24 protein-coding genes are annotated in these 19,697 nt (G+C 42.6%); 7 read left to right on the top strand and 17 right to left on the bottom strand.

Going from position 1 to position 19,697, the window contains the following annotated elements:
- Positions 1-6 precede the first annotated feature (6 nt).
- On the top strand, positions 7-1,824 hold the full coding sequence (locus tag BMX95_RS29210; protein WP_081202913.1) for a M56 family metallopeptidase: 1,818 nt from the start codon (positions 7-9) through the stop codon (positions 1,822-1,824).
- Positions 1,825-1,870: 46 nt separating this feature from the next.
- On the opposite strand, the gene BMX95_RS34695 is transcribed toward BMX95_RS29210, so the two are convergent.
- The 6 genes from BMX95_RS34695 to BMX95_RS29235 all read right to left on the bottom strand — a co-directional run bounded on the left by BMX95_RS34695 (position 1,871) and on the right by BMX95_RS29235 (position 5,183).
- Positions 1,871-2,089, bottom strand: coding sequence for an ABC transporter permease (locus BMX95_RS34695; protein ID WP_143067623.1), 219 nt, complete (start codon positions 2,087-2,089; stop codon positions 1,871-1,873).
- The gene (locus BMX95_RS29215) at positions 2,025-2,477 is read right to left on the bottom strand and encodes a hypothetical protein (protein ID WP_081202912.1); all 453 of its coding nucleotides are present in this window, start codon (positions 2,475-2,477) and stop codon (positions 2,025-2,027) included. The genes BMX95_RS34695 and BMX95_RS29215 overlap by 65 nt, the downstream gene beginning before the upstream one ends.
- A gap of 208 nt (positions 2,478-2,685) precedes the next feature.
- The gene (msrB, locus tag BMX95_RS29220) at positions 2,686-3,141 is read right to left on the bottom strand and encodes a peptide-methionine (R)-S-oxide reductase MsrB (protein ID WP_081202911.1); all 456 of its coding nucleotides are present in this window, start codon (positions 3,139-3,141) and stop codon (positions 2,686-2,688) included.
- 17 nt (positions 3,142-3,158) lie between these two features.
- Positions 3,159-3,602: a hypothetical protein gene (locus tag BMX95_RS29225; RefSeq protein WP_081202910.1), complete on the bottom strand. Its 444-nt coding sequence runs from the start codon at positions 3,600-3,602 to the stop codon at positions 3,159-3,161.
- A 59-nt stretch (positions 3,603-3,661) separates the two neighbouring features.
- The gene (locus BMX95_RS29230; RefSeq protein WP_081202909.1) at positions 3,662-4,018 is read right to left on the bottom strand and encodes a hypothetical protein; all 357 of its coding nucleotides are present in this window, start codon (positions 4,016-4,018) and stop codon (positions 3,662-3,664) included.
- A 367-nt stretch (positions 4,019-4,385) separates the two neighbouring features.
- Entirely contained in the window at positions 4,386-5,183 is a 798-nt protein-coding gene (locus tag BMX95_RS29235; RefSeq protein ID WP_081202908.1) for a class I SAM-dependent methyltransferase, read from the bottom strand.
- Between the two features lie 133 nt (positions 5,184-5,316).
- Between BMX95_RS29235 and BMX95_RS29240 the strand changes: the two genes are divergently transcribed.
- Entirely contained in the window at positions 5,317-5,754 is a 438-nt protein-coding gene (locus BMX95_RS29240; protein WP_081202907.1) for a DUF1801 domain-containing protein, read from the top strand.
- Between the two features lie 85 nt (positions 5,755-5,839).
- On the top strand, positions 5,840-6,253 hold the full coding sequence (locus BMX95_RS29245; RefSeq protein WP_081202906.1) for a putative quinol monooxygenase: 414 nt from the start codon (positions 5,840-5,842) through the stop codon (positions 6,251-6,253).
- A 734-nt stretch (positions 6,254-6,987) separates the two neighbouring features.
- Here the strand turns inward: BMX95_RS29245 and BMX95_RS29260 are convergent.
- Both BMX95_RS29260 and BMX95_RS29265 read right to left on the bottom strand, forming a co-directional pair.
- Complete coding sequence (locus tag BMX95_RS29260) at positions 6,988-7,389, bottom strand: GlcG/HbpS family heme-binding protein (protein ID WP_081202904.1); 402 nt, start codon at positions 7,387-7,389, stop codon at positions 6,988-6,990.
- A gap of 32 nt (positions 7,390-7,421) precedes the next feature.
- Positions 7,422-8,252 (bottom strand): enoyl-CoA hydratase/isomerase family protein, encoded by an 831-nt coding sequence (locus BMX95_RS29265; RefSeq protein WP_081202903.1) that lies wholly within the window; start codon positions 8,250-8,252, stop codon positions 7,422-7,424.
- A gap of 239 nt (positions 8,253-8,491) precedes the next feature.
- Between BMX95_RS29265 and BMX95_RS29270 the strand changes: the two genes are divergently transcribed.
- On the top strand, positions 8,492-8,980 hold the full coding sequence (locus tag BMX95_RS29270; protein ID WP_207631672.1) for a cupin domain-containing protein: 489 nt from the start codon (positions 8,492-8,494) through the stop codon (positions 8,978-8,980).
- Between the two features lie 49 nt (positions 8,981-9,029).
- Here BMX95_RS29270 and BMX95_RS29275 read toward each other — a convergent pair whose 3' ends face one another.
- Positions 9,030-9,422, bottom strand: a complete 393-nt coding sequence (locus BMX95_RS29275; RefSeq protein WP_081202902.1) for a DUF3224 domain-containing protein — start codon at positions 9,420-9,422, stop codon at positions 9,030-9,032.
- Between the two features lie 85 nt (positions 9,423-9,507).
- On the bottom strand, positions 9,508-10,533 hold the full coding sequence (locus BMX95_RS29280) for a hypothetical protein (protein ID WP_081202901.1): 1,026 nt from the start codon (positions 10,531-10,533) through the stop codon (positions 9,508-9,510).
- 271 nt (positions 10,534-10,804) lie between these two features.
- Between BMX95_RS29280 and BMX95_RS29285 the strand changes: the two genes are divergently transcribed.
- Both BMX95_RS29285 and BMX95_RS29290 read left to right on the top strand, forming a co-directional pair.
- On the top strand, positions 10,805-11,842 hold the full coding sequence (locus tag BMX95_RS29285) for an alpha/beta hydrolase (protein ID WP_081202900.1): 1,038 nt from the start codon (positions 10,805-10,807) through the stop codon (positions 11,840-11,842).
- A gap of 270 nt (positions 11,843-12,112) precedes the next feature.
- Positions 12,113-12,991: an aldo/keto reductase gene (locus BMX95_RS29290; RefSeq protein ID WP_242673201.1), complete on the top strand. Its 879-nt coding sequence runs from the start codon at positions 12,113-12,115 to the stop codon at positions 12,989-12,991.
- Here the strand turns inward: BMX95_RS29290 and BMX95_RS29295 are convergent.
- Together BMX95_RS29295 and BMX95_RS29300 are read right to left on the bottom strand one after the other, a co-directional pair.
- Positions 12,972-13,502 (bottom strand): GNAT family N-acetyltransferase, encoded by a 531-nt coding sequence (locus BMX95_RS29295; RefSeq protein ID WP_081202898.1) that lies wholly within the window; start codon positions 13,500-13,502, stop codon positions 12,972-12,974. The two genes, BMX95_RS29290 and BMX95_RS29295, sit on opposite strands and share 20 nt — an antisense overlap.
- Positions 13,503-13,524: 22 nt before the next feature.
- A complete protein-coding gene (locus BMX95_RS29300; protein ID WP_081202897.1) occupies positions 13,525-14,469 on the bottom strand; it encodes a winged helix-turn-helix domain-containing protein in 945 nt (314 codons plus the stop codon).
- Positions 14,470-14,799: 330 nt separating this feature from the next.
- On the opposite strand from BMX95_RS29300, the gene BMX95_RS29305 reads away from it, so the two are divergent.
- Positions 14,800-15,237 (top strand): aldo/keto reductase, encoded by a 438-nt coding sequence (locus tag BMX95_RS29305; protein WP_262493612.1) that lies wholly within the window; start codon positions 14,800-14,802, stop codon positions 15,235-15,237.
- A gap of 157 nt (positions 15,238-15,394) precedes the next feature.
- On the opposite strand, the gene BMX95_RS29310 is transcribed toward BMX95_RS29305, so the two are convergent.
- The 5 genes from BMX95_RS29310 to BMX95_RS29330 all read right to left on the bottom strand — a co-directional run bounded on the left by BMX95_RS29310 (position 15,395) and on the right by BMX95_RS29330 (position 19,521).
- A complete protein-coding gene (locus tag BMX95_RS29310; RefSeq protein WP_081202895.1) occupies positions 15,395-16,321 on the bottom strand; it encodes a DUF6263 family protein in 927 nt (308 codons plus the stop codon).
- A 110-nt stretch (positions 16,322-16,431) separates the two neighbouring features.
- Positions 16,432-16,773 carry a hypothetical protein gene (locus BMX95_RS29315; protein WP_081202894.1) on the bottom strand — a complete coding sequence of 114 codons (342 nt, stop codon included), beginning with the start codon at positions 16,771-16,773 and terminating at the stop codon, positions 16,432-16,434.
- Positions 16,774-16,776: 3 nt separating this feature from the next.
- The gene (locus BMX95_RS29320; protein WP_081202893.1) at positions 16,777-17,508 is read right to left on the bottom strand and encodes a hypothetical protein; all 732 of its coding nucleotides are present in this window, start codon (positions 17,506-17,508) and stop codon (positions 16,777-16,779) included.
- A complete protein-coding gene (locus BMX95_RS29325) occupies positions 17,477-17,923 on the bottom strand; it encodes an RHS repeat-associated core domain-containing protein (RefSeq protein WP_081202892.1) in 447 nt (148 codons plus the stop codon). Before BMX95_RS29325 ends, BMX95_RS29320 begins: the two co-directional genes overlap by 32 nt.
- Positions 17,920-19,521, bottom strand: coding sequence for a hypothetical protein (locus BMX95_RS29330; RefSeq protein ID WP_081202891.1), 1,602 nt, complete (start codon positions 19,519-19,521; stop codon positions 17,920-17,922). Before BMX95_RS29330 ends, BMX95_RS29325 begins: the two co-directional genes overlap by 4 nt.
- Between the last annotated feature and the right edge of the window lie 176 nt (positions 19,522-19,697).

Genomic DNA, 19,697 nt, shown 5'->3' on the forward strand with positions numbered 1-19,697 from the left:
CATTGTATGTCGACTGTCCTATTGTATTTGCTGAAAGCGAACCTGGTCATCAGTATCTTCTTCCTGGCCTATTACTGCCTGTTGAGAACGGAAAAATTTTTCAGGTTGAACAGGATTGTTCTTTTGAGCGCTATTGGCCTGGCGTTCCTGCTGCCCTTGTTGCCGTCTATAGAAAATGCTACTGAAAGCCGGCTGGTGCAAAGTATATCGGGTTTGAGTCCTTTAAGTTATTGGGAACAGCCATTCAGCAAAACCCAGGACAGCGCCGCGGTAAGCACACCAGCACAAGCTCCATTGTCTGTCAAGACTAAGAATAATATATTCTCAATATCCCAGGTTGTAGATCTTCTTGAGTGGGTATATTATTTAGTAGTTGTCGTGCTGCTGTTACGTTTGCTTTTTCAAATACAACAAGTCGGTAGTATAATCGGTAGAAGCCGGCGCAAAAAAAAGAACGGCATTGTTTACTGCTATCATGAACAGGATCTGCCAGTGTTTTCATTCTTTCATTACCTGGTAATGAACAGGGAGCAATATTCACGGGCAGAGGCTGACCAGATCATTGCTCATGAGCAGGTGCACATACGGCAGGTACACAATTTTGATCTATTGCTGGTAGAGGTCATGCATGCATTGTTCTGGATCAATCCCCTGTTCATTGGTTTCAAACGAACCGTGAAGCTTAACCTGGAATTTATTGCTGACAAGGCGGTGCTCGACAGCGGAGCCGACCCCGTCTCCTATCAATACAGCATGCTGCGTTGTCTGCGACCGTCCGGGTTACCACTGGTTAATTTGTTCGCTTCCTCGAAGATCAAAACACGCATTCATATGATGAACAAAAAAAAATCTCCTGTCCGTAATTTATATAAATATACACTGGTGCTTCCTTTACTGGCCGGGTCATATTTTATTGTCAATCCCTTAAAGGCGCGATCTACGCCTTTGATCAGCCACCAGGAAGCCCCACTTCCCGCCCGTCAGGAACTGAAAGCGTTTGAAGGATATTATCAGTCTGATTTCAATAAGGATAGCCATATTCAGATCCGGGCTTCAGGTGATCAGTTAATTCTTAAACAACAATGGGATGAAAGAGAGATTGTCTTCAATCAACAGTCAGCACTCGAATTTTCCACCCCGGATAAAAAATTTCCCCTTAAATTTTTCAAAAATGATCAGGGTGCTGTTGTGCAGGTATTGGCCTTCAACAGAGATCATTGGAATAAAGTGACAAATTATGCACCGCCAAAATACATCCATCTTCAACCGGAGGCTTTGAAACTTTTTGAAGGGTATTACCAGAATAAAAGAGATGATGGTAAGATGATGTATCTCCAGATCGAATCCATTCCCGACGGGCTTTTATTCCGCGAGGGTTGGGATGGAAGGGAGATAAAGTTTAGTCCGAAATCAGCTACAGAGTTCCTTGGTCGTAATGGAACTTTTTCCCTTGAGTTCACTAAAGATGACAATGGTAATGTTACCCAGATGCTGGCATTTCACCGCGACCTGTGGAAAAAGTTGCAGGATCCCTCTGCTGCCGTAATTAAAAGGGAGATTAAGCTGGAACCTGCGCAACTGAAGGCCCTGGAAGGCGAATATCAAATGCAGGACGGCAATAAGATCGGCATTAAAGCCGAAAGTGAAGGCCTCGTGCTCAAACAGCTGTGGGATAATGAGGTGATCTACCTGGTGCCTTTTTCATCTACCGGGTTCTTTAGTAAGGAAAGGAGCATGGCACTTGTTTTTAAGACAGAGAAAAACGGAGTCGCAACAGAATTCATGGTAGACGAAAAGGATCGCTGGACGAAAATTAAAGAATGATACATTTGCGGGTTTTTATTACGGCTGTGCACTTTAGTTAGATATTTCATTCGCTTCGGAGGCTTTTCACAGGATTAGCCAGTGCTGCTTTAATAGATTGAAAACTGATAGTTACAAACGCTATTACCAGTGCTATAATGCCGGCTGCCGCAAATATCCACCAGCTCATATCAGTATGGAAAGCAAAATCAGCTAACCATTCATGCATCCACCATCCGGCTACCTGCTTTAAATGCATCGTATTGAGAATGTAGCTGTCCAACATACCCCATTGTTAAAATAGCGTCCTTACTGAAGCCTAAATCGGCTTTTTGAATATATTGAGTTTGGCGGAACACTACAGTAGTGGCTACTATCAGGATAATCGAAATAGAAAACTGCGAAACGACCAGCACCTTACGGAATGACACTCCACCTGAACCGGTTTTTATAATACCTTTCAAAACCTTCACCGGTAAAAACGACGACATAAAAATGGCTGGGTAAATACCACTGATGAGTCCTATTATAAACGGCAGCAACAAAATTGGCACTAAAATTTGCCATTGCTGCGGGCTATCAAAAGCGAGATTGGTGTTTGCAAAATGGTTTATCATTGGCAACAGTAATGCAGTTGCCGCCATGGCCCGTGAAAGTGCAAACCAGGTAATCATTACTGCATTAATTATATACTATACTTATCACGAAACAGGTTTAAATAGTATGCCTAATTAATAAGATGTTGATTATTAATATATTAATAAGGATATATTACTTCACACGTAACAAAAATGAACAATTGGTGTCCGTTTTTGACACGAAATGAAAACGCCTTGAAATCTTATTAGATAAGAGTTTCAAGGCGTTTAGATTGTTTCCTTCCTATTTTACTTCATCTACAATGACTTTTTCCAGGGAAAGTGCATTTATACAATACCTAAGTCCACCAGGCCTGGGGCCGTCTTGAAAAACGTGTCCCAAATGTGCATCACACGTATTACAGAGCGCTTCAATACGTTGCATGCCAAAAGAGGTATCCTTATGGTAAGCGACGGCATTTTCCTTTATTGGTTGTGTGAAAGAGGGCCATCCTGTTCCACTTTCAAACTTCGATTCAGCATCAAAAAGTTCCGTCCCACAGCAAATACAAGCATATCTTCCTGGTTCGAAATAAGAGCAAAGTTCAGAGCTGAATGCACGCTCTGTACCCTTAAGCCGGGTAATATTGAACTGCTCCGGTGTCAGGATTTCTTTCCACTCTTCCGGTGTTTTTTCTACTCGTTTATCAGGAACAGGATTGTTATTAGATAACCTTATGATATCTGGCCATTTTAGCATCGTTATATTTTTAAGGGCTAAAAAATAGATTCAATCATAAACGTCTTGTCGTTGAAAACGAAGGAATCGTTTTGCTTCTTATCCATTAGTACCTGGTAAAAGGGTGCATCAGCTGACATGGCAATAAAATGCTTTTCCTCAAAGTCAAATTGGCATGCAGGTATTCCAATAATATAATACTGGCCGTTGACCAGTGCTACTGCTCCCATTGTAACTGAAGTTTTGTGCCCAAAATCCAAATCACGGAGCATTTTAATTTCGTGCTCGCGCTGATGAATTTGCCTTTCCAAAGCTTGCAAATATTCTTCTGTCTCCTCTCTGTGTGAGCTATCGCCAGCGTCACGGACTTCATCAAGATTCAGATTTCCGCCGCTTTGATAACTTGCATATTCATCCCTCAATTGTTGGAGCATTTCCTGATGCGCTTTTATCAGTGTCGTTTTTAAAGCAACCTTATCCATTTATGATTTTTAATTTTCAATACCGTCCAAACAATGAACATTGATTTCTGCATTTTTGTTTACCATCCTTTGAAATATTGCTCTTCAACGATTTGGCCATTTTCCCATAATGAACGGATTATTTCGTGCCAATCTATTTTAGTTCCATCCTTCATCTCAAAACTAAAAATGTATTCAGAAAAGGAGACGTTTTGATACGACGCAGATCGGCGAAGTGCAATTTCATTCACTTTTTGAATGGATCCTACAAAGTCATTTAGTTTCTTCATAGTCGATTCTTTTCCTTCTGTCACAGTGCCATCAAAGTCAATGGTTTTGATGTTTGACGCGAAATACTTTTGCGCGGCGTCAATTATTTGCCCATCTGTTATCATTTTATTCTTGCCGTTTGATAGGTCCTGAAGATTCATTTCCATTTCTTTATTTTTATAAGTGTAAATTGTTGAATACTCAAGTTATGCACTCTGACAGTAAATAAAAGAAGATGGAACAGTTTAGGACTCCCGGATACTAATTTAGGATTTTGAGTCAGCAAGACAATTAACCCACAGGTTAGGCATATTTAATTTTTAAGTTCTTTAGGTATTAGACAAACCGGTATCGGTTCCATTTTATGTTTATTTGCAGCATTGCGCTTTTTATAAATGCTCATCACCATTTCCTGACGATCATTCAAAGGGTAACTTTTATGCGCTTCGTAACCAGAGGGATTTATGGTCATTTTTTACTTTGATGAACGGGCTTCCCATTGTAACGATCGGTAAAATGTATTTATGAGCCTACTTATATTTTTTCTGCAATAGTTAAAGACATGGAGAAGTGTTTGTCTATTCTACCCTGAAATGAATTGCGGATCAACGTTTCGATTGCCTCGTAAAATTCATGTTGCATTTCTTTTGGTGCTGCAAGATGGTTAGAAAATGTATTTAATAATTGTACGAATTGTTTGGCAGTATAAGTTACGGTAACTGGGAAAAGCTGAAAGTGTACCAACTTGAATAGTTGCTTGTCCAGGTCACTTGCTTTCAATTCTTCATTTTTGGGCAATTTTGGTTTTTGATGTTTACCGGTAAAGTCATACCGGTCATATATAGGTTGTGAAGCATTGAAAAAGGCATCTCCCTTTTCGTCTGATATATGGTTAGTATGTATAATTGCCAGGTGTCCTTTGTTTTTTAATATAGTATGCGATTTTGAAAATTTAATAGCAGGTTCAATCCAGTGAAATGAGGTGGCCGCGAATACCAGGTCGAATGATTCTGGCGACAATGCTGTTTCTTCAAAAGCACCAGTAATTATCTGAATATTTTTATAGTCATATAATTCCTGCCTCATAACTTCCGCCAAAGATGCTCCCAGTTCGATAGCAGTAATATTAAAACCTTTTTGGGCTAATGCCTTTGTTGCTTGTCCGGTGCCGGGACCAATTTCCAGTAATGTTGAATTTTTATTTACAGTTGAAACCTCAATTAAAGTAGAAAATAATTCATCCGGATACCGGGGTCTTATTTCATTGTATAATAAAGCTACTTCATTGAAAGTATGCCTAAGCGAATTGTCAGAGTAGTTATTACTAAGCATTAAGAACAAAGTAAGAAAATACCTTTATAATGACAAAGGCTTATTTGGAAAAATGCTAATTTTAAGCTTATACAGGTGTTTGGCAGTGCCGGTGTCAGGTGATCTTGAGTAAGACAACTAAATATTAAATTATATGAGCGTGCAAGAAAAAATCAATGAATATATTACCAATCAATCTGAACCAAAACGCGGTGATATGCAGGCATTGCACAACCTTATCCTGGAAATAAAACCCACCTGTCAATTGTGGTTCCTGGATGGTAAAAACAGTGAAAGTAAAACTGTTTCCAATCCTAATATAGGGTATGGGCTTTACACAATAAAATATGCCGATGGAAAAACCAGGGAATTTTATCAAGTTGGTATGAGCGCCAATACAACCGGAATTTCTGTCTATATAATGGACACCAGGGACAAAACGTATTTAGCTCAAACATATGGAAAACAACTAGGCAAGGCGACGGTGACCGGGTATTGCATTAAGTTCAAAACGCTGAAAGATATAAATATTGAAACCCTTGAGGCAGCCATACGATATGGGTTTGATACCAAGAATGCAAAAGAGGAGTAAGCAATGGTTAAAATGTGATATACATCACGTAATAACCTCACCGTTTCTTTTCAACTTTGCATAGTAATAAACTTATCACTAAAACATGAAATACTTTTTTCTCATCGCTTTGCTATTCTTTTATGAAGGGAATATCAATTCACAAATAAATACTAAAATGAATAACGCAGGCTCAATAAGCAATAAGGTCACAAATGACGGTAAAAAGTTCAGCCTGATTGCCACTATAGAAATACTTCCGGGTTATGAGGCGGCTGTTAAAAAAGCGCTGTTTTCGATGGCTGCTGAAACCCGGAAAGAATCAGGTGTTGAGTTGTTTCTGATAAATACAAAAAACGATTTGCCCAATACCATTCTGATTTATGAAACCTACCAAAGCGAAGCGGCCTTTGAACTACACAAGTCATTACCGCACGCCAGGTCTTTTTTTGAATTTACGAAAGGAAAGATCAAAGACGACAAGATTGACGTTGTGCTATTAACAGCTATCGACAACTGAGGATCTGAATCAGGCCCTGTTAAAATAAGCACCAACTGAAACATTCAAATTGATCTACATTAAAAAGTTTATTAGGCAAATTGGTAGGGAAAGAGTTAATTGTCTCCTAATCCCGATAAGCCTGATGTGTGAGTTGCTTTTAATATGATTTATAATCCCGCTAACAGCAATTTTAATCTAACCGCGCAAATTGGAATGGTTGGGTAACCTTAAAATTCATTGAACATTCACCGGAATAGTTCTCATTATTCGACAGGCTCAGTTTCCTTACCTTCCCTTTTTCACTAAAGTCTATTTTGTTGAATTCAACCCAAACAACATTGGGGTTTAATACATTGTCAAAATAATAAACAAGATTCTTTTGGTCTGCGACCGTTCTCCAGCGTGTAGAAGAAATGTTGGGTTCGGTTGCCTATGGAAATGTATCGCAGGCCGCATTGCGTGTTTAATGACGTACGTCATTATCCATTGTGACGAGGCTCATTTTCCAGTCTTGTACATAGTAGTAATTTGTATAAAATTGATAAAATATGACCCACCTCGCCTCACTTCAAAAGAGTAGATCAAATGGCCTGAAAAGTCCGGCGCGCGTAATACCGATTCTCCATGCCGGTAAAAAACAAGGGCAAAACCAGGGACCAAAACATCGGGAAAGATCAACGGTTGAATTCCCTCAATTTAATAATGAGCGAATTTTCAAACCTAAGCAACATGATCCTTTGTGATATCATTTTTTATTTTATCGCATTCGCTCCTGCCTGCGCAACCAGGTGATCGTTTTCTACCGAACTTCCTGATGCACCTATTGCCCCAATGACCTCCCCATTTCCATTCCTGATAGGAATTCCACCTGGCATGGTGATCAACCCGCCATTTGAGTGTTCTATCTGGTAAGCAGGACCTCCTGGTTGGGACAATTTACCCAACTCGCCGCTTTCCATATTGAAGTACCTGGCAGTTCTGGCTTTGCGCATTGCGAGATCTATACTGCCAATCCATGCATCATCCATACGGGCGAAGGAGACCAGGTTGGCACCGGCATCCACGATAGCGATATTCATCAGTGTATTTAACTGGCGTGCTTTTTCTTTTGCAGCTGCAACAGCAGCCTCCGCTTGTTGAAGAGAAATATTCATATACGTTCTTTTAGAATTATCGCGTGTATTGTTCAAATATTCCCGAGCTGGCCAACGTGGTACCCTAACCGCGTTTCTACGTCGCCTGACTGGTGAAGCCCCCTTTCCAATAACGTTTTGATCCTTTTTTGCGTGGAAGGCCTGCCGATCGATTCATAACAAACATTCATCTCGGCCCCCACCTCATAATCGGACGGTAGACTGGCTACATCGGTGAACCGCTTGGTGTCGCTTATCGCCTGTCTGTCGAACGACGCGATCCGTTTGGCAAGTGAGTCTACAAATTCATCGAGTTCTGCATCCGGAAACGACCGGTTCACATATCCATAGCGTTCTGCCAGATCGCCGGGAATATCATCTGCACCGAGTAACACTTCCAGTGCGCGCCCACGGCCCATTAGACGGGGTAACCTCGCCATAGGTGCACCACCAGGCACTATGCCGGCGCCCACTTCAAAGTGCCCCATGATCGCTTTTTCGCGACTGGCGAAACGCATGTCGCAGGCCAGGGCGAGCTCACTTCCACAACCTGTTGCCCGTCCTCTGATCTTGGCTATGGACACCACCGGGGCCCTGCTGAGGCGAACAAGCATATCTGGCCAGGGTAACAGTCCGGTGGGACCAAGCGGTAGGCTGGTCGTTTCCTCCGGCTTCGCCAGAAAATCGTAGTGCGTCATGAAAAAACCTTCGATTGCACTGTCAAAGACGATGACCTTTAGTTCTTTGTCCAACTCAATTGCCGAAATGATCTCATTAAATGGCGGTATCATTTTAGGACCGAATATGTTTACCGGCGGATTATTGAAAGTTACCCGCCAATACACCGGAGATTCTTTTGTAAGTAAGACTAATTTATTACTCATACCTTTTATTTTAATTACTTAATACAGCACATTAGTTAGTATGACACTTTAGGCGGGGGCATTCAGCCATGTAATTTAGAATTTCAATGAAAGTTTAATTTTGATTTAAAAGGCGGTCCCCATTTCACCAGGAGCCACGTGTGTGCACTTTTACCAAAACTGTTGCATTGAATAACGGCATATTGGCAAACCAACTTTATTTGAAATGATTTGTTAGCCCAATACTAATTTCATCAATCATGAAAAAATTTAGCAATTTAATTGTAATGGCTGCCCTACTCACTTCAGGTATCAGCAGTGGGGCACAGGGCTTATCCAATAAACAATTTGGCTCTATAAAACAGGAAAATTTAAATTGGGTGGCATTCCCGGCATTTCCACCGGAAGCGAGGCTCGCCATAGTTGTTGGGAATCCCAAGCTGGCCGAACCTTATGTAGTAAGGGTGAAATTACCCGCAGGTGTTAAGCTTATGCCACATACCCACCCTGAAGACCGGATCTATACCGTGATGTCGGGTGTGTTTTATATCGGCATCGGAAAAGAATTTGATACATCCAGGCTGCAGGCGTATTTGCCAGGCACTGTAATTGTTCTTCCGGGAAACACACCGCATTTTCATTGGGCAAAGTCAGGTGAATATATCACGCAGGTTACAGCAATTGGCCCTTTGGGAATAAATTATGTTAATCCGGCAGATGATCCCCGTAACAAAAACAAAAAGCCCTGAAATTCTTTACAATGAAGAGTTTCAGGGCTTTTTAGCTATACAAAGTGAACTACTCTGGCAACGTGTATTCCATTTCGTAGAAATGTTTTTTATCTTTTATTATGATGTTCAATGTACCAGCAATGCCGGTCAACTCATCTGTTCCCGAAGCTGGTACAACAATTATATTCAGCATGAATTGCCCTTTACTCATGGTTGCATTATGTTGTAATACAAAAGAACCTTGTTTGCCATTTATAGTTCCTTCTACCCGCTCTATCGCCACATAACCAGCGGAATCAGGAACAGAAGTTCTTGCGCTAAGCATTTGCCCCTGACTAGATCCTGTTATATCACCATGAAAAACTTTATCGATGGTTAATCGTCCTAATAATGGTATTTCCCGGTCTTCTGTTTGAGGAACAAGTTTAACTTCAAACTCCCCTTTTGCGTAAAGTGTCATTAGATTGTTTTTGCTTCGTCAAATGTAATAATGATTTTGTAAACCTGCTATTTTAACATTTGAGATCAGCATATGCGTTACCCAGTTAATGACTAAAAAACGGAGCCTGGACATTGTCAATCTCCCAGACTTCACCGGCGAGGCTAACCACGTAGGCACTATTGCCGATGAACTCCATCGAGGTGGGCTGGTTCAGGCAATCTACGATGACGCAGAAGGTGTCATCAGGTTGAAGCTTCAGCAGCGCGCCGGTGTTCGGCTTCGCCGGTGTACCTTCAAAGGGACCATCCCAAACGCCCTGTGCGAGGGTATAGAGGGTGTTCCCGAAGCCAAATTCTACGTCAACGAATAACCCAACTTTCAATCCGGCAGCGGAGGCTATTTCTCTGGCGGTGGGTGACTTTGGCGTGAAGGACATGAGCTTGGCAGTCTCAGGCAAGTGAGGAATAGGACCGGCTTCTGTGACATAGATTGTGTTGCCGCTAACCGCCAGTCCGGTCGGCACAACATCCGCAAAGGTGATCAACTCAGTGATCTCGCCGTCGAGCGTAACATAAAGTACGCGGTTATGATGGCCGTCAGTGACAAGAAAACCGTCGCGGTAGGGTTCCATCGCGTACTGAAATCCGGTAGGCACGAAGAATGCTGGCACCGGGGGATGCGCAATGGACCATGCGCCGATATCCGCTATGATAGAATGGCTATGCGGCCCGTCCACCCGATAGATACCTACGGTGTCGTGGCCATCAAGGTCTGGCGCAACACCGGTAACCAGCGCATAGGCAGTCTCACCGCGGAAGGCGACATCCACTACTCCACTGCCAATGTAGAACAGGTCCGGGATGCGCTTCGGCAACCCGGTAGTGAAGAGCTTATGGTCGCCGGTCTTCGGGTTTACCCGCCAAATGGTTCCGTCGAGCGGCGCAGTAACATACAACGCCTTGTCAGGCCCTACGGTGCTGCCCTGGAGCTCCTTCAAGCCTGAAATCAGCAGGTGTGGCGCCTTGGGGACACCAGGATGAAGGTCGCCTTTTTTACAACCTGAGACTGCCATGCCAAAGCAAAAGGCCAGTAACATAAAAATTCGACTGTTGATGATGGACTTCTTCATTGTTTTTCATTTTAGTGGCTAAAAATTACCCTTCAACAAATGTGATAATTTTGAATTTGTTTTTCTGGCTGGCAGTTGACTTAACCGTAAAGTATTTCACATAAAGGTTGGCGGTATGCTCAGAAGCTCTCAGCGCATTAATAGGTAATTAACAGTAAAAAGGCCATCCCCCGAAAAGGCGCTCACCCGGCGTTTTACAACAACACATTACATTCAACTGTCTTGAATTTTTTTTATATTTTAGGAGCACAGTATCTTAAACATCCCGCCGATGTCCTTACGCCTGATTTTATTGATTTCATGTATGTGCGGCTATTCCCTTCTGTTATCTGCACAAGACATACCTTATCCCATAAACGACAATTACACGATTAAGGGAGCAAATGGGCTCACGCTCTCCATTCGCAGAGTGGGCACCCATCGTACCCATCCCGAAGCCCGTGTCATTCTCCTCGTCCACGGCGGTGGCCCGGGTGGTGTTGCTTCCTTTGATTTTGGTCCCGGCTCCTTCACCGATTCCCTGGTCAACAAAGGTTTTGTCGTTTACCTGATGAATATCCGTGGCTGGGAAGAATCCACCGCGCCCCAGTACAATGAAAAGGACACCTCACTTACTGCCGGCTCTTGTGTAGAAGCTGCCGAAGACATCGATACGGTCGTCGAACACATCCGGCAAAGAGAACATCTCCCCCGGGTTAGTCTTTTCGGCTGGGCCACCGGTGGTCATTGGGTGGCTTATTATACAACCCTTCACAATGACAAGGTCGACCACCTCGTTGTTCTAAATACCCTTTATGGCGTAAATGCACCCTGGAGTTACAGCAGCGCATTCGCCGACCCTTCCGACTCGAACCGCTATGACTCCAGGATTCCGCTCTATCGCACATCTGACACAAAGGCGATCATCGCCTCCCGCCTTGCATCTATTCCTGCAGCCGATAAAACTCCCTGGATTGACACAGCCGACCTCAAAAGTTACGCCTGGTCCGTGGCCAACGATAGTGGGCATCTTACCTTAAAGGTGCCGGGCGGCTATCGGAAAGAAAGTTTTTACATGGCTCATGGCCATCAGTATTGGAACGCATCCAATATTCGCGTTCCCACCCTGATCGTCCGGAGTCAGTTTGATCAGTGGTCCCGGCCAGACGACGTTTCTGCGTTCTACCACGACCTGGTAAACGCGCCGCGCCGTGACTCCATCGAATTGCCGAATGCTACCCATTTTGTTACCATCGACAAACCCCGGCAGGGCCGAAACGCCCTCGTTGCTGCAATCGACCGCTTTATAGCTGCCCCGGCTAACCCATAACACCAACCAAAACCTCCCATGGTCAAATTCGTCGCTTAAAAGGAAACCATGATTGCAGGTTACCTCTCAAGGGTACGTTGATATCTTTAAGAAAGTCGTTAATCTTCCCTATAGATTTTAGATTGCATTCTGTCACTTCAACACGGTTTTAAAAACCACCAATTAGTATTAAAAAACGCAGGTTTTTCCTTAATGTGATGTAGGTCACACAGGAGCTTCAGATTTACTGCCGAGCTTTGTATCATGAAAGCTTCATCTAACCTCATAAATATGCCCGCGCTAGGGTTTGGTACGCTGATTCCCGATGCAGTCGATACAAAGAATGCTGTCAGGTACGCATTGGAAGCCGGATTTCGGCACTTCGATTGTGCGGAACGATACAGAAATGAAGCCGTGGTGGGCGAGGCAATACAGGCTGGACTAGCCGCCGGAGTTATTTCCCGCGAAGACATCTTTGTTACCACCAAATTGTGGAATACAAATCACCGGCCCGAACGGGTGGAGCCCGCATTTGAGGGTAGCTTGAAGAGACTACAACTGAACTACCTGGATCTATATCTGATACATACCCCGTTTGCATTTCAGCCAGGCGATGAGCAGGACCCACGGGACCAAAGCGGTAATGTCATTTATGACAACAGTATAAGCTTAACCGATACCTGGAAGGCAATGGAGCGGCTTGTGGATGGAGGTAAATGCCGCGCCATTGGGCTGGCTGACGTGAACCTGGAGAAACTGCGGACCATCTATGAATCGGCGAGAATAAAGCCGGCCGTAGTTCAGGTGGAAGCACATCCTTATCTGCCGGAAACTGAGCTGCTGGACTTTTGCAAGAATAATGGAATCACTTTGTTGGCTTTTGCTCCCCTGGGGCACGGGATCAGACCAGGTCCGATCGAAGACCCGGTTGTTTTGTCCATCGCGGCACGCGTTAAAAAGACGCCGGCTCAGGTATTGCTGGCCTGGGCAATTCAACGTGGTACGGCCGTGCTCACCACCGCACGAACTGCCGCCCGGGTACAGGAGAATTTTGATATTACTCCCCTGCCGGATGAAGCGATTGAAGAAATCAATCGGATTCAGACAAGGCAGAGATTCAACAACGTAGTGAATACCGGGGTACCAGGTTTCATTCCACGAGTAACCTAAATAAGATCATATCCGTATTGCTCTCATCACGAATCCCTGTTTTTTCAAAGTTCAGCTTTTGAAGAAGATGCATCGAGCTTTGATTGTCCCTATGAGAAAAGGCGCTGATTGTAGTTATACCAAGTGTTTGAAAGGCAAATTCAATTACGCCGGCTGCTGCTTCCTGCATGATACCTTGTCGCTGAAAGTCGGTGGAAAGTTCATACCCAATTTCACAACTGTTATGCGCGTCTGAAAAATCAAAAAGACAGATAGTGCCGATCAGTTTCTGGCTATCAGCTTTTGTAATTGCCCAATATAAGTTTTCATTTTTTGCTATCCCTTCATTTATTGCAGTAATAAAGCGTAAGGCATCTGCAGGCATCTGGCTTGGTTGCCTGTCAAGATATTTGTTTATACCGGGATCGGACCGAAGAAGAAATATTTCTTCGATATCACTTGCCAACAGTTGGCGAAGTACCAACCGGTCTGTTGTCAGTACTGGAAAAGGTGAAAAGTTTCTGTTTATCATGTCTCCCCTACTTTATGTGATTTTAATTGAATGTTAGTTTATACCCTTTGCCATGAACATTCGTTATTCTCAGGTCAGGGTCCTGACTTAATTTCTTTCTAAGTTTCGATATAAACATATCCAGGCTGCGGCCGGTTATAACCCCTTCATTGATCCAGATCTCCTGCATCAGCGTTTCCCGTGGCACCAGCTCACCGAAACTTTTGTTGAGCAGGTCCAACACCTTGTATTCTTTGTCTGTGAGGCTAATCACTTCACTCCCCAAGAGCAAGCGCTGATTTGTAGAGTCGACTAAAAATTTTCCCAGCGTAGCCAGCTCCGGAACAGACTTTTCTACTATGGCATCGTTTGGATGCTCCACTGGCACAAGTTTTACTTTTTTTCCTACACGCCAGCTCAACAACGCAACACACAACAACACCAGTATGCCGCCATAAACTAATGTGGAAGGTTTGGGATTTGCTTTCTCCTGTTTTATGTTCTCATAAAAATCCGGAAAGGCGAATTCGATTGTATAACAACCTAACGGCTGACTTCTGCCGCCGCAAACCAGGATGTCGGGAAAAGTATTATTTTTCTGGAGACCATAGACGATGTCGCGTTTGACGCAATCATGAACCGTAACGATGTAACCTGAGGGGAACTGTGTTTTGGGAAGCAGGTTCTCACACAGCGCCATAAGCGAGTCGTGATTAAAAATAAATTCATTTTCGAACCTGAGCAGAAACGTACCTTCTTTAACCTCAGTAACCGGCAATACCCGTGAGGTGGTGTTACCCGCCTGCAGCAGCAACCGGTGACCAATCTGACGGATAATGAGGTTTACCTGCTTCACCCGTAAGTCGCTATCGGAATGTTTGGTGAAAGACAAGGCAATAAAAAAAATGGCGGACATCGAGATGGCAACGGCGGAACTCACCACCAACCGCCTTTTAAAAAAGCCGTTAAAAGCAGAACTTACACGCATTTACATTTCTTTTACAGTTGTTTTATCAGGAACGCCAACACGGGTGCGTACGTTTGAGAGGTGAAGCTAAGAAACTTTCTTTAGTCAGATACTAATACAAACCAAATTATATATGATAAAACGACATGTCTTTACGGAAATGAAATCTTCTGCCATTTTATGCCTTCTGATAATATTTGCTTGTGGATGCAATCGAAATAACCTGCAGACAAAACTCTTACATGAACAAAAATTACTTAAGGATAGCGTTAACAATATATATGACAGAATAGATGTCTTTGTGCGTAATGGCCACATCGAATTAGCGAAATTGAACCGCTTCTTAAAACCATTGAGGAGGCCGATCCGGATATACTGCTTGCAGCGAGTCAATATTCTATGATCCATCATGAAGAGGATTTGAACGAGTTATTCCCCAAATGTGCGGAAAGAGGTATTTCCGTTGTGGTTGGTTCTCCTTTTGATGCGGGTTTCCTGGCGGGAAAGGATCGTTTTCTTTACTGGGGCACTATCCCATTGGGCTATAAAGAAAAACTGGCGGGGATACAAAAAGTAGCGGCGAACCATCATGTTGATGTGCGCACAGCCGCCCTACAGTTTTGCGCAGCGCCGGAGGTGGTTTCGGCAGTCATCCCCGGATCGCATACTCCCCAGCAGGCAAGAGAGAATGCCGAATCATTTTTTAAAGCTAAAATACCAGCGTCTTTTTGGGAGGAACTGAAAAGAGAAAAGCTGATTGCGGAGAATGCACCCATACCAAAAGGTTAAATGGGAATTTACAGGCTTTAATCACTATACCGGCAGTTATATCTGGTCTATTTGTAAAGGTTGTCTTTGGAAAGAGGAGGAATGGATACTTATAAATCGATCGGGCTCATTGATAGATTTTTTACCAATGAGCCTGCCTCCTTGGACCTGGGGTTCTTTACATTTTTTTGCCCGAGATATGCTTTGTTACTTTAATTGAAACCGGGACTTCTTTTCCCATCACCTGAAAATTACCCTCTATGGATGTGGCAGACTGGCCATTTATTAGCAAACCAGTGACAATATCCGTTTCAAAATGACCTTCCTGCTTGCCTTTCATATTCATCACAACCTCATTTCCCATTACTGACGTTTTATTGTCAGTATTTATTTCAGCAGCAGACTCAACTAAAACCAGGTTATCTGAGAAATCGTCAAGAGTGAATTTGGAAACAGCATCAGTATTGATCTCTGCAGGCAAACTACTTTTCATTTGCCAGGTATCGCCAACGGATACCGCTGTATCGGGAAATAATTTGAACTCCCGGCCAAGGTAATTTCTGATAAAATCGTCCCCGATAAATTTGCTGAACTGCTCTCGTATCTGGTCCTGATTCGTAGAACTTGTGGCATTTAATGTTGCTATCAATTTATCTACGTTCTCCTTCCCTCCGGTGATGTGCAACACATCGCCTTTTTTATTGAAGGTTATATTCATGGAAGCGCCTTTGACAGTCGCCAATTGCTTTTCCTGATCGTTCAATGTATGGCCTGAATTGGCTGCATCGATCTCTTTTTCTCCATCTTTATTTTTGAGACTGAATTTCAGATTGTCGTAGGTAAGCTTTATTTGTATGCTATCTGACGTGCTGTTAACCACTTCGTAGATCAATCCAACTTCAGAGTGGTTATTGCTTTCCATGTCTTTATTCATTACCGAAACTTTTGTTGAAGTTTCGGTAATGATATTGAAATAGTATTTGTCGCCGGTAATCAGGTATAAACCGAACTTGTATTTTTTACCATCAGTATGATAGCTACTGCTTTTGCAGGAAAATAGAAATGGGGATATACATAGGAACGGAATAATAAATGTTTTACTCATTCTCTTTTTTGAGTGGGCAAAATAAATCATTATTAATGGCTGGCAAAAATACTCGATAGAAAATTCAACCAACTACTTTTGCCGGCCATTTGAGTTAACTAACGAATGTCTTACCTAATTAATTTTTCATACAAATCAGGAAACCTGATTTTGAATTTCTCCCTTGCAATACGGTCGTCATTATGAAACGCCTCATAGAAACCGTCATAAGCTAACATTTCAGGCAAAAGAGTGTAAAATTCTTCACTTACTTTTTTTAATACCCAATCAGCATCACTCTTATTATCTTCTATTTCGAATAGATTAGCATCATGAAATGCTAAAGTATCACTATCATTGACAATATTATAATCAACTTTTTGTGAATGTAAATTAAAAACTACAGCCACAACCTGATATAGCTGATTAGGCGTAATATTTCTTCCTTTGGCGATTTTACAACGTATTATCATAAGTTATTCTTTTGGAAGTGAAACCGTTTTTTTAAAATAGTCACCTGGGAGCTTCGACTTATAATCATATATAAAAAACTTGTTAGTATTTTTATTATAATTATAATGTATATCAATTACAGATTCTTTTGAAGTACCCACGCCTTTTGGATTTAGATGTTGTCTGATTTGATACGACATTTTATTCCAATCGCTTATATTACTTCCATCTGCTGTTAACAGTTCCCTTAACTTCTCATTATCAAGTTCATTGCCATTCATTATTTGGTCAGAATTATTAATTACTTCTGCTTTCAAATCTCCATTTTTATCAGATATTGAAGACCTTTCCTCCTGAATAAATTTTTCCCGAAGCTCCCTAAATTTAGCATTATTATGAGTCTCTGATGAACTATTTGAACCACCCTCTCCTCCGTTTTCAAAGGACGACATGTATGCATATTCCGCCTGCAGGTTACTTATTATTTCCTCGGTCTTTTCAATTTGGATTATAGCAGTAGCTTCAACCCCAAGACCATGTAATGCTACAGGTGCTGCGAGTGGGGCAGCAGCTCCGCCTGTGGCCAATACCGCACCTCCACCAATGCCCATTTCTCCAGCGCCTTGAAGTTGCGCGGCCATATAACCTTTCAATTTACCCTGGTAATAGGCCATCTTATCTGCTGGAACAGAATACTCATCTCCATGATCGCCCCATATAAGCTCATAAAGCCCTACCGAACTCGCATTTGCCATGGCGTCCTCTGTACCCCGTGTTTCGATCCCCCCCCAATCGTAATCCTTCTGCTGCAATTGCAAGACCATGAACAATTGAAGCTTCCAGTTTACGCATTCGCTGTCCAACAACAACTACTTCCTTCAATATCTTGGCATCTTTAAATGGGTTTGCAGCCTTTAATCCATCCCTGTCAATATTTGAAATCGGTTCGCAACTTGCATATTGATAAGGGGTCAAAAATGGGTATTCAAATGTTAATGGATCAAGCTGCGTAAACCGTCCAATTTGCGCATCGTAATTTCTGAACCCATAATCATACCAATCAAGATCAGCCTCGTCAATGAGCTCTTTATCGTTATAAAGATACTTATTCTCTATATCCCCTTCACCTACATCAGCCAGTTTGTGGCTGCTTATTCCCGCAATTTTCAACCCATAGGCATAATAAGGTTTTCTTCTATAATACGACCTCGGTTGTGTGTCACCTGCAGGTTATTGAAGTACACCATTTCATCACTTTCATTGCAAAGATATACCAGGGCGTACCCGTTTTTGGGCGCTTTTCGATTAGGCAATACCAAGGGGGATGCTCCATTTCCTGATTGCAGCACCCGCTTTGTTTCACTGCCTTCCTCTACCAAATTGAACCTTTCATCAAAATACAATATAGCCAGGTAAGCTTTGGGCCTATTATCACCTATGTCGTTGGCATCCGGATCTATTATGGTTCGAAACGGAACGCTTGAACTTAATTGATTTGTAATATTTGATGCTGCAGATTTGGTAACTCCTGCTGTTAACGGACTGCCTGATATGGCCTGTGCCAGCGACAGCAGTATGTCTGAAACAAAAGAGGCACCTCCGGGCTGATTGGCAACTGCATTCTGGTAATAGTAGAAGGCTTCAGCACTAATTTCATCACCGGCCATAACCTTTAAAAGTGCATTAGGGCCTACCTTGCTTGCCAGGTTACCAAGACGGCTTACATAATTGCCTATAGCGTTGTTTTGCCAGCCATTTCCGATAGTTTGTCCCGGTATCTGGTCCACGGGAAAACGAGCCTTTACTTCATTGCTACCAGTAGGAGTGCCATTTGCATCTACCTGCCCAAACACCGTTTCTTCATTATTGGCGCGATTCAGTTCCATGGTACAGGTGTTTCTACCAGTATGCGTTTCCTCTGTCAGGATCATTCTCACATTTCCGAGGTGATCTCTAATAAAGAAATCATAGGCGCCTCTTTTGCCACCAGGCAGATCCATATTCCCATCCAGTGCTAAAAAGTCGTAAGCATTATTAGGATCCGAAGTTACAGTCTGCATTACCCTGATCCGGCCTTCCTCAAAATTTATATACTGTAATTCATCGCCCCGGTAAACAAAACCGTTGATATAAGAAGTGACCGTGTCTGTATTGCTGTTTTCGGGTGTAAATATCTTCTGCAGTTTATTACCATCCGCGTCATAAACCAGCTTAATGGTTCCCTTTCCTATAATCCTTATTTCCTCAGGTTTATCAAGATAATTGTATTTGATCCCATTCGCTGATCCCGCCAGGTCCTTGATATCCTTATTAAGATCTTTGACCAAATTTCCATTATCATCATATGCATAATCATCATTATCGGCATTACTGCCATCAGTAAAATCGCCAAATTTGCCATTGCTGCCTTGAGCCAGTGTCGATTCATCCTTAACTTTTGTCAACTTATTACCCAACGTTTCATAAAAATACCGAAGGTCATCTATGTTTACGGGGGAGCTATTACCAGGCATTACCCCCTTATGCATCATATATTTTAGGTTCCCGTTAAGATCGTATTCAATTTTACCGTTGAGCCCGGTTACCGAAAAGTCCATTTTAGCATTGGACCATCCAGCGGAAGATGTTGTATATTCCCTGAAATCAGCCCTGGTCACCCTGCCCGAATTGTCATACGTATAATCATATTTACGTTGTGCATCATCGCCCTGGGTTGTCCATACTGTTCCAGTGAGTTGTAATATCGGTTCCTGATTTGATATTCTCATCGAGCGATTGTACGCTTCTCCCCTTTTCATCGTATCTGAATTTCGATATTAATAAAATGTTACTCCTATTGTTTATAATCCCCTACCCCAGGAGTTTAATCTTGATATTGTTATGATCGACTGTCAATCATGGTTCTGTTTAGTGCGGAATCTTACAATTTTCTTTGCGCAAGGGG

The organism is Niastella yeongjuensis, from assembly GCF_900110245.1.
GTDB lineage: Bacteria > Bacteroidota > Bacteroidia > Chitinophagales > Chitinophagaceae > Niastella > Niastella yeongjuensis.

Bases quoted from the DNA above. Each gene is read 5' to 3' on its own strand.
- BMX95_RS29265 (WP_081202903.1), bottom strand. From the start codon at position 8,252: ATGAGTAATAAATTAGTCTTACTTACAAAAGAATCTCCGGTGTATTGG.
- BMX95_RS29310 (WP_081202895.1), bottom strand. From the start codon at position 16,321: ATGAGTAAAACATTTATTATTCCGTTCCTATGTATATCCCCATTTCTA.
- BMX95_RS29330 (WP_081202891.1), bottom strand. From the start codon at position 19,521: ATGAGAATATCAAATCAGGAACCGATATTACAACTCACTGGAACAGTA.
- BMX95_RS29315 (WP_081202894.1), bottom strand. From the start codon at position 16,773: ATGATAATACGTTGTAAAATCGCCAAAGGAAGAAATATTACGCCTAAT.
- BMX95_RS29295 (WP_081202898.1), bottom strand. From the start codon at position 13,502: ATGATAAACAGAAACTTTTCACCTTTTCCAGTACTGACAACAGACCGG.
- BMX95_RS29230 (WP_081202909.1), bottom strand. From the start codon at position 4,018: ATGGAAATGAATCTTCAGGACCTATCAAACGGCAAGAATAAAATGATA.
- BMX95_RS34695 (WP_143067623.1), bottom strand. From the start codon at position 2,089: ATGTTGGACAGCTACATTCTCAATACGATGCATTTAAAGCAGGTAGCC.
- BMX95_RS29285 (WP_081202900.1), top strand. From the start codon at position 10,805: ATGTCCTTACGCCTGATTTTATTGATTTCATGTATGTGCGGCTATTCC.
- BMX95_RS29225 (WP_081202910.1), bottom strand. From the start codon at position 3,602: ATGGATAAGGTTGCTTTAAAAACGACACTGATAAAAGCGCATCAGGAA.
- BMX95_RS29300 (WP_081202897.1), bottom strand. From the start codon at position 14,469: ATGCGTGTAAGTTCTGCTTTTAACGGCTTTTTTAAAAGGCGGTTGGTG.
- BMX95_RS29245 (WP_081202906.1), top strand. From the start codon at position 5,840: ATGAAATACTTTTTTCTCATCGCTTTGCTATTCTTTTATGAAGGGAAT.
- BMX95_RS29210 (WP_081202913.1), top strand. From the start codon at position 7: ATGTCGACTGTCCTATTGTATTTGCTGAAAGCGAACCTGGTCATCAGT.
- BMX95_RS29290 (WP_242673201.1), top strand. From the start codon at position 12,113: ATGCCCGCGCTAGGGTTTGGTACGCTGATTCCCGATGCAGTCGATACA.
- BMX95_RS29240 (WP_081202907.1), top strand. From the start codon at position 5,317: ATGAGCGTGCAAGAAAAAATCAATGAATATATTACCAATCAATCTGAA.
- BMX95_RS29275 (WP_081202902.1), bottom strand. From the start codon at position 9,422: ATGACACTTTACGCAAAAGGGGAGTTTGAAGTTAAACTTGTTCCTCAA.
- msrB (WP_081202911.1), bottom strand. From the start codon at position 3,141: ATGCTAAAATGGCCAGATATCATAAGGTTATCTAATAACAATCCTGTT.
- BMX95_RS29260 (WP_081202904.1), bottom strand. From the start codon at position 7,389: ATGAATATTTCTCTTCAACAAGCGGAGGCTGCTGTTGCAGCTGCAAAA.
- BMX95_RS29215 (WP_081202912.1), bottom strand. From the start codon at position 2,477: ATGATTACCTGGTTTGCACTTTCACGGGCCATGGCGGCAACTGCATTA.
- BMX95_RS29320 (WP_081202893.1), bottom strand. From the start codon at position 17,508: ATGGCAAATGCGAGTTCGGTAGGGCTTTATGAGCTTATATGGGGCGAT.
- BMX95_RS29235 (WP_081202908.1), bottom strand. From the start codon at position 5,183: ATGCTTAGTAATAACTACTCTGACAATTCGCTTAGGCATACTTTCAAT.
- BMX95_RS29280 (WP_081202901.1), bottom strand. From the start codon at position 10,533: ATGAAGAAGTCCATCATCAACAGTCGAATTTTTATGTTACTGGCCTTT.
- BMX95_RS29270 (WP_207631672.1), top strand. From the start codon at position 8,492: ATGAAAAAATTTAGCAATTTAATTGTAATGGCTGCCCTACTCACTTCA.